The organism is Cognatundibacterium luofuense (assembly GCF_018139685.1).
Classification (GTDB): domain Bacteria; phylum Pseudomonadota; class Gammaproteobacteria; order Burkholderiales; family Burkholderiaceae_D; genus Undibacterium; species Undibacterium luofuense.
The window spans coordinates 141,661-156,392 of the sequence record NZ_JAGSPN010000009.1 but is presented as its reverse complement, the minus strand read 5'-3'; the positions used below and the strand labels follow the sequence as shown (position 1 = coordinate 156,392).

Genomic DNA, 14,732 nt, shown 5'->3' with positions numbered 1-14,732 from the left:
AAATAACCCGTCAAATGACGGGTTATTTTTTTGCCGGCACAGCCTCCGGCAAAAAAACAGCAGCTCTGTCACAATACGCGCATGATAAAAACCCGATTGCCTGACTATGCCAGATGCTCCAAACGAACTGCCTTCCCTACCCCTGCAACGTGCGCGCTTTCTGACTTTGGGTAAATCGTTTTATAGCGAAGTTACCCCGGCGCCACTCAGCAAATCCTATCGTATCTTACTGAACGAACCGCTGGCAAAATCCCTGCTAATACCGGATTCTCTGATCTCTTCAGAAAAAGCGATTGCTGAGCTCACAGGCGACCGCATCAGTGCGACGCAAACGCCGGTAGCAACAGTTTATTCCGGACATCAGTTTGGCGTCTGGGCAGGACAACTGGGTGACGGACGCGCGATGTTGCTGGGCGAACTCCGCGATAACGATGGCCTGCAACAGGAAATCCAGTTAAAGGGAGCCGGAGAAACACCGTATTCGCGCCGCGCAGACGGGCGTGCGGTGCTTCGCTCTTCGATCAGGGAATATTTGTGCTCCGAAGCGATGCACGGACTAGGCATTCACACTACACGTGCGCTGCACCTTTCAGGATCGAAGCAATACGCGATGCGTGAACAGCCGGAAACAACCGCAATTGTGACGCGGGTTGCGCCCAGCTTCATCCGCTTCGGGCACTTTGAACATTTTTATTATCAGGGCAGGATAGATGAACTGAAACAACTGACTGACTTCGTACTGCAACAGTATTATCCGCACTGCCTGTCCGAAGAAAACCCGTACGCCGAACTTTTGGGAGAAGTTGCCATTCGCACGGCGCGACTGGTCGCGCAATGGCAGGCATCTGGCTTCATGCACGGTGTTCTGAATACGGACAATATGTCGGTACTCGGACTGACGCTGGATTACGGTCCGTTCGGTTTTATGGAAGCGTTCAACCACGATCACATTTGTAATCACAGCGATCATCAGGGGCGCTATTCATACCGCAACCAGCCCGCCATCGGACAGTGGAATGTGTTCGCGTTCGGGCAAACGCTGGTGCCGCTGATCAACAGCGTGGAAACAACCGAGCAAGCGCTGGACAATTACAAATCAGCATTTGAGCAACACTGGCAACAACTTTGCTGTGCCAAATTCGGCCTGGAAACTGTTCAGGAAAACGATGCGAATCTGTTCAACGAGTTTTTCCAGCTGATGCAGGATCATCGTGCCGATTTCACTTTGAGCTTCCGCACCTTATCGCATCTGAAAATCGAAAAAACAGCCGACGACGACGAATTATTTGCGTTATTCAGCGGTGCGCAGGCGCTGCCTGACTGGCTGCAACGCTACCGCGAACGCTGCCAAAGAGAAAACAGGAACGACTCAGAACGCAACGCTGCCATGCTGGCTGCGAATCCTAAATATATACTGCGCAACTATCTGGCGCAGATAGCAATTGAAAAAGCGCAGCAGGATGATTTCAGTGAAATTGATCGCCTGCACCGGATTTTGCAGCAACCGTTTGCAGAACAGCCGGAGTCTGAGATTTATGCCAGCCTGCCACCCGACTGGGCTGGTGATTTATGCGTGAGTTGCTCATCATAAACAGGAGAACAACATGGAAAAAGTGATTAAATCCGAGCAGGAATGGCAGGAACAACTGAGCCCGCTGGCCTATCAGGTCACCCGCAAAGCCGCGACCGAACGTGCATTTACCGGTGAATTCTGGGATCACCACGCAACAGGCATTTATCATTGCGTTTGCTGCGGAACCGCGTTGTTTGCTTCGGATGCGAAATTTGACTCAGGCTGCGGCTGGCCCAGCTATTTTCGTGCACTGAATCCGGCCAATGTGCGCGAACGCGCCGATTACACACATGGCATGACGCGCACTGAGATTTTGTGTAACATCTGCGACGCTCATTTAGGGCATGTATTTCCTGATGGTCCGCCACCGACCGGCCTGCGTTACTGCATCAATTCGGCGGCGATGACTTTTACTCCGATTTAATACTCAGACTACTGCATGAAAATTCTGTTCGACATCTTCCCCGTTCTGCTCTTCTTTGCAGTTTTTAAATGGGGAGAGTCTCATCAAGACAGCGCCCAGCAATGGGTGACTGCTTTATTCGCCACTGTTTCCGCCGCCGGTGCGATTACAGCAGAAGTTGCACCGGTCATGCTGGCGACGGGTGTTGCGGTGCTGGCATCCTGCGCACAAATTCTGTATTTACTGGTGCGCCGGCAAAAAGTGGAGCCGGCACTTTGGGTATCGTTCATTATTATCTTGGTGTTCGGTGGCGCAACTATTTACTTCCACAGCGAAACTTTCATTAAATGGAAGCCGACTGTGCTGTACTGGACGTACGCCATTGGTTTACTGGCAGGGCAATGGCTGTTTAAAAAGAATCTGATCCGCGCTGCAATGGAAAGCCAGATTCAGTTACCTGATCCGGTATGGAACAGTCTGTTATACAGCTGGGTAGGCTTCTCTGTTGTCATGGGCGTTGCCAATATCCTGGTCGCACAACATTTCAGTACCTCCGCATGGGCGAATTTCAAACTGATCTCGGTGATTGGTATCATGCCGGCGTTTCTGATTGCCCAGAGTTTTTACCTGTCGAAATACATGAAAGATGAGCAGCATGAACCGCACTGAAAAACTTCGTCACAAAATCGAAAGCACATTCGCACCGGTTTCGTGTCAAATTGTGGATGAGTCAGCCCTGCATGTAGGTCATGCAGGGGCGGCCAGCGGTGGCGGACATTACAAAATCCACATCGTTTCTGCGCAATTTGAGGGATTAAACCGTTTATCACGCCATCGTCTGGTGTATGATGCTGTCGGCGATATGATGCATGCGGAAATCCATGCACTGGCGATCACCGCAGTGGCTCCGTCAGAGATCCCACAATAATAATTTGATTAACCATCCGTTTTTGCCTTTAGGAACAGACAATGAATTTCAAACCTGCTCAATTGCTGGTAGTTCTTCTTGCAACAGCAGTACCTGCAATGGCTCAGAATGTCGCAACCGTCAACGGTAAAGCAATTCCTGCTGCCCGTCTGGAAGCTTTCGTTAAACAAGCAACTGCACAGGGTCAACAAGATTCGCCACAATTGCGTGAAGCGATCAAACGCGACCTGATCGTTCAGGAAGTTGTCTTGCAGGAAGCAGTGAAATCTGCAGCTACTCTGGAAAAAATCCCTGAAGTCAAATCCCAGTTGGAACTGGCACGTCAGCAAGTGCTGATGGAAGCCCTGATGTACGACTACGCAAAGAAAAATCCGGTTTCCGATGCTGAAATTCAGCAAGAGTATGACCGCATGAAAGCACAGGCTGGCGACAAGGAATACCATATCGCCCACATTCAGACAGACAAAGAAGATGAAGCGAAAGCAATCATCGCTAAACTGAAAGCCGGCGCTAAATTCGAAGAACTGGCAAAACAATCCAAAGATACCGGTTCCGCAGCAAACGGCGGCGATCTGGACTGGGTTGTTCCATCCGGTCTGCCACCAGCATTCGGTCAGGCATTCACTGCCCTGCAAAAAGGTCAGTTCACAGAAACGCCGGTCAAATCTGATCGCGGTTTCCATATCATCAAAGTTGACGATACACGTCCGATCAAATTCCCGACACTGGAAGAAGTCAAAGGCCAGCTGGGTCGTGGTCTGCAACAGCGTAAAGTGCAGCAATATCAGGAAGGTCTGCTCAAAAAAGCGAAAATCGCTGGCTGATCTCAGCCCTCCTCAACAAAAACCCGGCCCGCGCCGGGTTTTTGCTTTTCAGTCATACCAATTTTTCGCAGACGCATTGTGCTCATTCCCGCATCGGCATTTTTTGAAGAGCCGGACTTTCTGCCGACGAGCGCCAGATCGCTGTGCTGAACACCGCATTCAGCCTGTTTTGCGGGCTCAGGAAGCGCCATGGAACACTACAGGCTTACTGCGTATTCTGCCTGCCTGTAACTACAGCGAATACCGGATACAGCATCTCGCAAAATATAGCTGGTATTAATCATTACTGACATTCTATCCACCCCGGACTACCGTTAACGCTCACGTAACCATCCCGTTTGCATTAACGCCCTCAAAGCGCCGAAAAACCCTCAAATGCGGAGTTGAGCACAGCGATCCGGCGGTTGTCGGCAGAAACTCTGGCTGCCAGAAAATACAAAATGCTGATATCTGCATAAGTTAATCAAAGCGAATCCGTCTTCACTGCCTTGCCCTGCGCTCATTCGATCCCAGAGTAGCACTGCAGAAACGAAAAAAGGCGCCGAAGCGCCTTTTTACTGAGCGTAGCCGGATCAGCCAACCCACTTGCGCGCATTACGGAACATGCGCATCCACGGAGAATCTTCACCCCAGCCCTCCGGTGCCCATGAATGAATCACGGAACGGAATACACGTTCCGGATGCGGCATCATCACGGTAAAGCGACCGTCATCATTGGTGATGGCGGTAATACCTGCCGGTGAGCCGTTCGGATTGAACGGATAGGCTTCCGTTGGCTGGCCATAGTTATCAACAAAGCGTGCGGCTACCTGCACCGCGCTTTGCTGACCAGTCAGAGAGAAGTCGGCAAAACCTTCGCCATGCGCTACCGCGATCGCAGCACGTGTACCTTGCATGCCATCAAAGAATACCGAGCGGGATTCCAGAATTTCCACCGTCGCAAAACGGGCTTCAAACTGCTCCGATTTATTACGTGTGAATTTCGGCCATGCTTCCGCACCCGGAATGATGGATTTCAGATTGCTCATCATCTGGCAACCGTTACAGATACCCAGACCAAAGGTGTCGTCACGGTGGAAGAAACCGGAGAACTGCTCTGCCATCATCTGATTGAACAGTATCGTTTTCGCCCAGCCTTCGCCTGCGCCGAGTACGTCACCATAAGAGAAACCACCGACCGCGATCAGACCTTTGAAGTCTTCCAGACGGGCACGACCTGCAATCAGATCGCTCATGTGAACGTCCACTGCTTCAAAGCCGGACTTATGCATGACATATGCCGTTTCGATGTGAGAATTGACGCCCTGCTCACGCAGAATGGCAACACGCGGACGTGCGCCGGTTGCGATGAATGGTGCGGCGATATCTTCCTGCGGATCGAAAGTCAGGTGCGGAGTGATGCCCGGATCATTGACGTCGAGAATACGTGCATATTCAGCATCTGCACAGGCTGGATTGTCACGCAGACGGGCGATTTGCCAGCTGGTGTTACTCCAGATGCGGTGCAACGCAGAACGCGCTTCACTGAAAATCACTTTTACGTCACGGGTGAACTCAATCTTATCTGCGGCAACGACTTTACCGATGATGTGGCTGCATGCGCCGAGATTGAAGCTGCGCAGTACATCCATCACTTCAGAGCGCTGCTCAGTGCGTACCTGCAGTACAGCGCCGAGCTCTTCATTGAACAGTGCGCGTAATGTCAGATCGTTACGGCGTTCAGCAACCTGCGTCGCCCAGTTTTTTGCATCGCCCTGATCAGTTGCGTGCTCGTTTTCCATTGTCAGGATATCGAGGTTGACCGTGACACCTGCACGGCCTGCAAATGCCATCTCGCACAGCGTGGTGAACAAGCCACCGTCAGAACGATCATGGTAAGCCAGCAGCTTGTCATCCTGATTCAGTTGCTGAACTGCGGCGAAGAAGCCTTTCAGATCGTCTGAAGAGTCAACATCAGGTGCTTCGTTACCGATGGTTTGCATCACTTGCGCAAATGCAGATGCGCCCATACGGTTTTTACCGCGACCCAGATCAATCAGAATCAGACTGGTATCGCCCTGGTCCAGGCGCAGTTGCGGCGTCAGGGAACGACGGATATCTCCCACCGGCGCAAACGCAGAAATGATCAGGGAAACAGGTGCTGTTACCGATTTATCGACGCCCTCTTCTTTCCATGTCGTGCGCATGGACAAAGAATCTTTACCAACCGGAATACTGATGCCCAGTGCCGGACATAATTCCATACCAACGGTTTTCACGGTATCAAACAATGCTGCGTCCTGCCCTGGCTGACCGCAGGCTGCCATCCAGTTTGCGGACAATTTGATATCGGAAATTTCCGCAATATTCGCCGCAGCAATATTTGTAATTGCCTCACCGATCGCCATACGACCGGATGCCGGCGCATTGATCACCGCCAGCGGCGTACGTTCACCCATCGACATGGCTTCGCCACGATAGCCTTCGAAGCTCATCGCAGTGATCGCGCAGTCTGCAACCGGCACCTGCCACGGACCAACCATCTGGTCACGCACAGTCGTACCACCAACGGTACGGTCACCAATGGTGATCAGGAAAGATTTATCTGCGACTGCCGGCAGGCTCAGCACGCGCTCTGCGGCTGTTTTCAACTCGATACCAGTCAGATCCATGTCCGCCAGTTCCTGGCTTTCACGCTTCACATCGCGCAGCATTTTTGGCGGTTTGCCCAGCAGAACATCCATTGGCATATCCACTGGCAAATTGTCATGCAGCGGATCAATGACTTTCAGCTGACGCTCTTCGGTCGCTGTACCGACGACAGCAAACGGGCAGCGTTCACGTTCGCAGAACGACTGGAACAATGGCAGACTTTCAGGAGCAATCGCCAGTACGTAACGCTCCTGCGATTCATTACTCCAGATTTCTTTCGGTGCCAGACCGGACTCTTCCAGAGGAACTTTGCGCAGATCGAAAATCGCACCACGTTTCGCATCGTTGGTGATCTCAGGGAAGGCATTCGACAAACCACCTGCACCGACGTCATGGATAGACAGAATAGGATTATCGTCACCCAGCTGCCAGCAGGAGTTAATCACTTCCTGTGCACGGCGTTCCATTTCCGGATTGCCACGCTGCACAGAATCAAAATCCAGATCTGCAGTATTAGTACCGGTTGCCATGGATGAAGCAGCACCACCACCCATACCAATACGCATGCCCGGACCACTCAGCTGAATCAGCAAAGAGCCAACCGGTAGCTCATTTTTCTTGGTGTGTTTATCAGAAATGTTGCCAACGCCACCTGCAATCATGATCGGCTTGTGATAGCCGTAGACTTTGCCATTTACCTTTTGTTCGTAAGTACGGAAATAGCCAGTCAGGTTAGGACGGCCGAATTCATTGTTAAATGCTGCGCCGCCAATCGGGCCATCAATCATGATTTGCAATGCGGATGCAATGCGGTCCGGCTTGCCGTAGCTTGCATGGTCCTGCGCACCGGTGTTGGCATCACTGGCATTTTCCCAAGGCTGAACAGCACCCGGAATCTGGAGATTGGAAACACTGAATCCTGACAAACCCGCTTTTGGCTTAGCACCACGACCGGTAGCACCTTCGTCGCGAATTTCGCCACCGTTACCGGTAGATGCACCAGGGAACGGAGAAATCGCCGTCGGATGATTATGGGTTTCCACTTTCATCAGGATGTGTGTCAGTTCCTGACTGCCCTGATACACCTGATTTTTCGGGTAGAAGCGTGTCACTTCCGCACCTTCGATAATCGAGGCATTATCGGCATAAGCCACGATAGTGCCTTGCGGGTGCAACTGATGCGTGTTTTTGATCATCTGGAACAGGGATTTATCCTGCTGTTCTCCGTCAACGATCCAGTCCGCATTAAAGATTTTATGGCGGCAGTGCTCACTGTTTGCCTGTGCAAACATCATCAACTCAACATCAGTCGGATTGCGACCAGCTTTCGTAAATGCATCGGTCAGATAATCGATTTCATCATCCGACATTGCCAGACCGAGTGTGATATTCGCCGATACCAGCGCTTCGCGACCGCCGCCAAGTACATCAACGAATTCCAATGGTTTGGCTTCCAGCTCAGCAAATAAGGCGCCGGCTTCTTGCAAATCATTCAGTACGGTTTCGGTCATGCGGTCATGTAACAAGGCTGCAACCTGTGCGCGTAATTCAGCGTCCAGCGAACGGTTCTTACTGAACAGACCGGATTTCAGCTGAACATAGAAACTGATACCGCGTTCCACGCGGCGAATATGCTGCATACCGCAGTTGTGAACGATATCCGTCGCTTTACTGGCCCACGGAGAAATCGTACCAACGCGTGGCGTGACAACGAAAACTTCGCCGCCGGATTCGCCGGAAAACGGCTCTCCATAAGTCAACAAAGCCCCGAGACGCGAAACGTCATCGGGGCTCAGTTCAGAGGCGGCATCAATAAAGTGCTGGTATCGCGCAGTTACGCCAACAATACTGGCATCAAGCTGCTGAAGCCTGCTAAGGAGGCTGTTTGTACGAAAAGCAGATAAGGCATTAGAGCCAGGCAAAATCAACATGGCAGAGATGTCATAGAGGCGGTCACCCTCAACCTACAAAAGCGAGCCGCTGGTTGGATGGAAAAACGTCATTATACCGCGTTGAGCCCCCTTCCCTCCAGAACCGAACTATGCAAATTACCTGAAATTTCCGAGTTTAGTTCGAAAATACGTTGGCCTTACCTAACCTCGCAATGCGTTTCATCCCCGCCGCGTATGGCTTTTGATCGAAATCCGCCTGATCTTCGTCCAGTACAATTAAAGCCAGTTTTTCATTTTTTAAGACCTGAACGAATTTCTGATCATCAATGACAATCGTGTTTTTATGCAGCTTATTTCCCCAGTAGAGATCGCTGCTGCGTGAATCCACCACACGCACAGGTCGCTTAAGATAAAACGGTAAAGAAGATTGTTGTTCAAATACGCGGTACAACATCAGTTCACGATCAGCAAAATGCACTTTGCTATAGTCGACCAGATCACGGGTGGAAATTTCTGCGCTCTTAGAATTCGCCCCGTCTACAAGTACCGGTATAGTCACGAAAGGCACAATGAGTAACGGGAGCATCGCCCATGAAGGTCTTTTGTACGCCATCCAGACAACACCACCCGCGATCATCAGGAAGACACAAGCAAATAACTGCATCAGATTTGTCGCCGTCATTCCCAAAGCGAGTTGCTCAGAGCCCCCTTGTTTACCCGCAGCAAAGAACAAGAGCGATGCCAGAAGAGCACAAATTCCGCCAAGCACGATTCCACCGTAGCGCTTCATACCACCCGTCTCTTCCAACCAGCAAGCAATTTGCAACGCAAGCAAAGGCATGACCGTAACGAGGTAGTAATTCGCTTTTGCACTGGATACAGAGAAAAATAACAGCGGCATAATCCATCCGGCTGCTAACAAAGCATGTAGCGCCGGAACCGTTGGCATAACGCGCTTAATCCTTAACAGCACGGGCAATATCAGTGCCCACGGAAAGAGAAAAATCGCCATGCGAGGCAAGTAATACCACCATGCACCAGCATAATAATCGTGTGGTTCCCGCTTACCCATGAAGCGCAGAATGTGTTCATTAATAAAATAAAACCAGGCGAAAATCGGCTCCGCAAACATAGCAGCAATATGCCAGGGCAACACAACCAAAAGAAACAAAGCCCATGGCTGCCAACGCAGCCACATACCCAGTGCGGAAAACATGCCTGACACAGATCTGGTTTTCAACGCCAGATAACCACCACCGATTGCAGTGAATAAAATAGTGGCTACAAATCCTTTGGCAAGTATCGCCAACGCGAGAAATACCAAACTCCTGCAGCCATAGCGTAACTCCTGTCGCTCATGAAAAAGCCAGGCATTCATAGCAGCGCCAAGCAAACATGCTGTCAGGAGCATGTCAAACATCAGGGAACGACTCATCAACATGACGCCAAGCCCGCTGATGAACATTAACGCTGCAAGTTTTGCTGCAGCCTCTCTTTGCAATTGGCGGCCAAACCATTGCAGCAATCCCACACAAGCCAGCGCCGAAACAGCAGGAACCAGGCGAATGACTGTTTCAGATTCTCCGAACAGAGCCATGCAAATAGCCGTCAGCCAATATAGCAGTGGTGGCTTTTCCATATAAGCTAAACCGTTTAGATGCGGAATTACCCATCCTTGCCAATTTCCGGATGCAAGCATTTCGCGCGGTATCTCCGCGTACAAACCTTCATTATTATTCAGTACCGGATATCCGCCCAACTGAAAAGTTACGATCAGAATCGCACATATCCAGATAAACCATTGCGGCAGGTCCGGCAAAAAACCGGGCTTGTCTTGCGAAATCACATCGACCTTCTATTCAAAAAAAACGGCAAGCAAAAATGCTTGCCGCTCTGTTATTCAAAAACCGGACTTAGCCAGCGGTCACCACATTTTTCGACCAGACTAAAGCAGATAAATGCGCAGCGTTCAGATCTTCAGCAGAAATTTTAAGCGTTTCTGCCAGTGATCCTACCAGCATGCTATTCAGTTCGCACGCTTCTGCCAGTGCGAGGAAAGGCCCGTAGACACCTGACCGGCTCAGCAGTGCCTCAGTAACAACGTCGGGCAGCTGAATTGAAGCAAGAATTTCATCCATTGGCAAGCCAATTAAGCGATCCAGCAAGGAAAACATACCGGTCACAAATAAATTTTCTGCTTCTGCTTTTGACATTTTCATCTGTCCGAGCAATTCCGCAAATCGCCCCCTGATAATTGCTGTCTCCAGCAATACCGGGGAGAAACCACTGGTACTCGCCGTAGCCAATAACACCGTCAGCCAACGATACAAAGGACTATAGCCCAGCATCTGAACGGCATGTTTCAGCGACTGAACTTCAGAGCGCAGACCAAAGCCTGCAGAGTTAATGTAGCGCAGCAGTTTGTATGCCAGCGTAGCATCACGCTTTACTACCAACTCCAACTGATTGACGTCAGCATTCTTACGAACCATTTCCATTAATTGCAAAATCGTTGTTTGCGCCGGATTGAGCGACTTCACAACGGTTCCGGGACGCGGCGTCAAATGCAATTTACCGACAAAACTGTGAAGTCCCAAGGCAGAGCACGCCTCGAAATCCTGCCAGGAACCAACCTGCCGGGCAACCATACGTACCGGACTCTGCTTCAGAGCCGCATATACTTTCGCCTGAGATGCAAAATTTGCGGCGCTGAATTTGACTTCAATGTGTGAGGCAAGTGAAAAAAATGCGCGTTCAAGTGTTGTTACTTCTGCTCCTCGAAGACAAATTCCGAATCCGCGTGCGCGCAAAGCTTGCACTGATTCCACCACGGCAGGGTTAGCAAAATGCTTTTTGTGAAGAATCAGCACCGTATTTTTTGCCGGAAATAAATTTAACGCATCAACAGCCAGCAATTCCGGAACTGCCTCAAAAAATAACTGGCTCTCACCCAAAAGAAAGCCTTTCTCATCGTCATTCAGATGGCCTGCGACAAACTGCAATAATGCATCCAGCTCGTCCTTGGTTGCATCCACTTGCTCATCAGCTCGTTGCCACGAAAATTGAAAGCCTGAAACTTTTTGCTTGGGATCCAGTAAAGGTTCGCGTGTAATGAAATGAGTATCGATCATATTATTTCGCCAGTAATCAGCGCACTCTGTAAAACTAAGCTTGGTAAAGCATTCACTATACCGCCACAACACTATCTTCAGTACAGTTGTAACCGGGAAAATGGTTTCCGTAACAAAAACGAGGATATTTCACAATTGATGTGACTTTTATGCAAACCGCCGAGATAAAAAAATAGCGCCTGAGCACAGTCTTACGACTAACACTGAGGCACTACTGTCTACTTCTGGATTACCGCAATACCGCAGCTTATTTCCCCATTTTTTCAAAAATTTTGGTGAGCTTTTCATCCAGTGTTGCGGCCGTAAAAGGCTTGACGACATATCCGTTAGCACCAGCTTGCGCTGCAGCAATAATGTTTTCTTTTTTCGCTTCTGCCGTCACCATAAGCACTGGCAATTTAGATAATGCTGGATCTGCTCGAATGTGTTGCAACATGGTCAAACCGTCCATGTTCGGCATATTCCAATCAGAGATAACAAAATCAAAGTCTCCGTTTTTAAGCTTTGCAAGGCCCATTGCCCCGTCCTCAGCTTCGTCTACATTGGAATACCCTAATTCTTTGAGCAAATTCCTGACAATTCGACGCATTGTGGAAAAATCGTCGACAACGAGAAATTTCAGATTTTGATCGGCCATGAATTACTCCAATATTTCTTTAGGGATAGTTATTAGTATTATCGGACAAAAGCCCGAAGAAAGGTGTTCAATTTACGCTTAAGCATAGCATGGTTGCAAAAAAATCAGACCCTGAGCGCTCTTCCCCCTTGCGTGGCAAGATATTGCAGCACTTTCGCTGGCAATTCATTCAGTGAAGCAACTTCATGCGAAGCGCCAACGGCGATTGCTTCACGTGGCATACCAAAGACAACACAACTTGCCTCATCTTGAGCAAAATTATACGCACCGGCATTCTTCATTTCGAGCATACCCTGTGCACCATCTTTCCCCATACCAGTCAAAATAACACCAACAGCATTTTTACCAGCAGAAGCCGCAGCCGATCTGAACAAAACATCAACCGATGGACGATGCCGATTAACAGGCTCCCCGTCGTCTAGTTTTGTCACATAGTTCGCACCGCTACGAGCCAGTAATAAATGAGAGTGGCCCGGAGCAATATATGCATGACCGGGTAAGACACGCTCACCACCAACTGCCTCAGAGACAGCAATTTTGCAAAGGCCGTCCAGTCGCTTAGCAAACGATCGGGTAAATCCTTCAGGCATATGCTGTGTAATTAGGATACCAGGACAATCGGACGGCATTTGCATCAGAAAACTCTTGATTGCCTCTGTACCTCCGGTCGACGCTCCAATAATAATCAGCTTTTCACTACTTGTAAGCGGATTACGTATCAATGGCAACGCTGAATCGCCGCTTGGCTTTACCTCCGAATGCTGTATCGTTCTCGGCCGAATTCGAACTTTTGACGCGATACGAATTTTATCCGCGATCATTTCAGCATACTCGCGCATACCACTCTGAATAGAGAGCTTTGGCTTTGTTACAAAATCAACAGCACCAAGTTCCAACGCACGCATTGTGATTTCTGATCCGCGCTCGGTCAGGGAAGAAACCATAACAACTGGCATCGGTCGCAAACGCATCAGCTTCTCAAGGAAATCCAATCCGTCCATGCGAGGCATCTCAACATCGAGCGTCAGTACATCAGGATTAGTTTGCTTAATCAATTCTCTGGCAACGATTGGATCCGGTGCAACGCCAACCACTTCCATGTCTGGTTGACTTCCAATAATCTCAGACATGACACTGCGAATCAGTGCGGAATCATCAACAATTAAAACTTTAATCTTCATCGAAATTCTCTATACCGCAAATACGGGTCAGAACAAATCCACTTCACCGCCGACAGATGTCGTTTTCAGACGACTCGCGTAATCCTGCTCACGTTTACGGAGCGTATCGTTGTGCTCAACTTTCAGCTTTTTTACCAGCACTTTACCTGTTCGAGGAAAAAAATACACCTTGCGCGGATAGATGTCATTTAAATCTTCTGCGACAACCTTCATTCGCTCTGCCTTCAGGTAGTCAAGAACAAACTTAGCATTACGCTCACCAACATTAATAGCAGTAAAGCCGCGCAATACGTTTCCACCTCCAAAAACTTTTGCCTCGAGATTTTCTCGTCGCGCACCAGCCTTTAACAATTCATTAATAAGTACTTCCATCGCATATGTACCATAACGCATTGAGGCTGACACAGGATTATCGGCGTCCCCACCACTGTCCGGCAACATAAAGTGATTCATTCCACCTACACCACTGACACGATCGCGAATGCAAGCAGAAACACAGGAACCCAGAACCGTAACAATCAGCATGTCCTTATTGGTGAAATAAAATTCCCCCGGCAAGATTTTCGCTGCATCGCAGTCGAAGACCCTGTCAAAGTAGACATTCGTGGCGAAATGTTCTTCGCTTAATTGACTCATACGCTACCTCTGTGAAATTGACCTGACCCTGCTCTTCCACGTGAAGGAGCATTTGCGAGCTCGTAGACTGTTTTTCCTTTTAATCGGAATTCGTCAGAAACATACAAAAAATTCTCAGAATGCCCAGCAAACAACAAAGCATCTTGCTTCATTAGAGGAACAAATTTTCTGAGAATTTTACCTTGAGTTGGCTTATCGAAATAAATCATAACATTGCGACAAAAGACAGCATCAAACTCACCTGATATTGGCCAACTGTCAGCAAGTAAATTCAGTTGCTTAAAAGTAATTAAGTCACGCAATTCCTGTCTAACCTTAACATATCCATCCTGCGCACCTTTTCCTCGCAAGAAGAATTTCCGAACTCTCTCTGGAGATAATTTCTCTATTCGATCAACACCATAGACGCCGCGTGCTGCGGTATTCAAGACGTTTGTATCAATATCTGTCGCGATAATTTGTGCAGGTGGACGTAATGTTCCAAATGCTTCACAAAGCGTCATCGCAATTGAATAGGGCTCTTCACCAGTTGAGCTCGCTGAACACCAAATATTAACTGGTCGCTCGCACTTCATAACGTGCTCTGCGAGAATCGGAAAATGATGCTCCTCACGAAAAAATGATGTCAGATTAGTTGTCAATGCATTCGTAAATGATTCCCACTCTGCGTTCTCAAGATCACCTTCCAACCAATCGAGATAATCAGAAAATGCACCAATTCCAGTTGCGCGCAAGCGGCGGGCAAGCCGGCTGTAGACCATTTCCTCTTTGCTATCAGCCAAAGAAATGCCGGCACGCTTATAAATTAATCCGCGCACACGTTCAAAATCGCGATGACTGAACTGAAACTCTTTCGATGTTTCAGATTTTGTAATATCTCTCATATGCAGTTATCC

General features: G+C 49.2%; 12 protein-coding genes. 5 read left to right on the top strand and 7 right to left on the bottom strand.

Annotation, left to right across the window (positions count from 1 at the left end):
- Positions 1–106 precede the first annotated feature (106 nt).
- Genes KDM89_RS13105 through KDM89_RS13085 form a run of 5 tightly spaced genes read left to right on the top strand, consistent with a single transcriptional unit; the run spans position 107 to position 3,728 of the window.
- Entirely contained in the window at positions 107–1,591 is a 1,485-nt protein-coding gene (locus KDM89_RS13105) for a protein adenylyltransferase SelO (RefSeq protein WP_212688363.1), read from the top strand.
- Positions 1,592–1,604: 13 nt separating this feature from the next.
- Entirely contained in the window at positions 1,605–1,997 is a 393-nt protein-coding gene (gene msrB / locus KDM89_RS13100; RefSeq protein WP_212688362.1) for a peptide-methionine (R)-S-oxide reductase MsrB, read from the top strand.
- 15 nt (positions 1,998–2,012) lie between these two features.
- Entirely contained in the window at positions 2,013–2,645 is a 633-nt protein-coding gene (locus KDM89_RS13095) for a septation protein A (protein WP_212688361.1), read from the top strand.
- Positions 2,623–2,904, top strand: coding sequence for a BolA family protein (locus tag KDM89_RS13090; RefSeq protein ID WP_212688360.1), 282 nt, complete (start codon positions 2,623–2,625; stop codon positions 2,902–2,904). The genes KDM89_RS13095 and KDM89_RS13090 overlap by 23 nt, the downstream gene beginning before the upstream one ends.
- A 41-nt stretch (positions 2,905–2,945) precedes the next feature.
- Complete coding sequence (locus KDM89_RS13085; protein WP_212688359.1) at positions 2,946–3,728, top strand: peptidylprolyl isomerase; 783 nt, start codon at positions 2,946–2,948, stop codon at positions 3,726–3,728.
- A 572-nt stretch (positions 3,729–4,300) separates the two neighbouring features.
- Here KDM89_RS13085 and purL read toward each other — a convergent pair.
- The 7 genes from purL to KDM89_RS13050 form a co-directional block, all read right to left on the bottom strand.
- Positions 4,301–8,290 carry a phosphoribosylformylglycinamidine synthase gene (gene purL, locus KDM89_RS13080; RefSeq protein ID WP_212688358.1) on the bottom strand — a complete coding sequence of 1,330 codons (3,990 nt, stop codon included), beginning with the start codon at positions 8,288–8,290 and terminating at the stop codon, positions 4,301–4,303.
- Positions 8,291–8,426: 136 nt separating this feature from the next.
- Complete coding sequence (locus KDM89_RS13075) at positions 8,427–10,097, bottom strand: ArnT family glycosyltransferase (protein ID WP_212688357.1); 1,671 nt, start codon at positions 10,095–10,097, stop codon at positions 8,427–8,429.
- 67 nt (positions 10,098–10,164) lie between these two features.
- Positions 10,165–11,382 carry an EAL and HDOD domain-containing protein gene (locus KDM89_RS13070; protein WP_212688356.1) on the bottom strand — a complete coding sequence of 406 codons (1,218 nt, stop codon included), beginning with the start codon at positions 11,380–11,382 and terminating at the stop codon, positions 10,165–10,167.
- Between the two features lie 247 nt (positions 11,383–11,629).
- Positions 11,630–12,019 carry a chemotaxis response regulator CheY gene (gene cheY, locus KDM89_RS13065; RefSeq protein ID WP_212688355.1) on the bottom strand — a complete coding sequence of 130 codons (390 nt, stop codon included), beginning with the start codon at positions 12,017–12,019 and terminating at the stop codon, positions 11,630–11,632.
- Positions 12,020–12,123: 104 nt separating this feature from the next.
- On the bottom strand, positions 12,124–13,200 hold the full coding sequence (locus KDM89_RS13060; RefSeq protein ID WP_212688354.1) for a protein-glutamate methylesterase/protein-glutamine glutaminase: 1,077 nt from the start codon (positions 13,198–13,200) through the stop codon (positions 12,124–12,126).
- A gap of 27 nt (positions 13,201–13,227) precedes the next feature.
- Positions 13,228–13,836, bottom strand: coding sequence for a chemoreceptor glutamine deamidase CheD (gene cheD / locus KDM89_RS13055; RefSeq protein ID WP_212688353.1), 609 nt, complete (start codon positions 13,834–13,836; stop codon positions 13,228–13,230).
- On the bottom strand, positions 13,833–14,720 hold the full coding sequence (locus tag KDM89_RS13050) for a CheR family methyltransferase (protein ID WP_212688352.1): 888 nt from the start codon (positions 14,718–14,720) through the stop codon (positions 13,833–13,835). The genes cheD and KDM89_RS13050 overlap by 4 nt, the downstream gene beginning before the upstream one ends.
- Between the last annotated feature and the right edge of the window lie 12 nt (positions 14,721–14,732).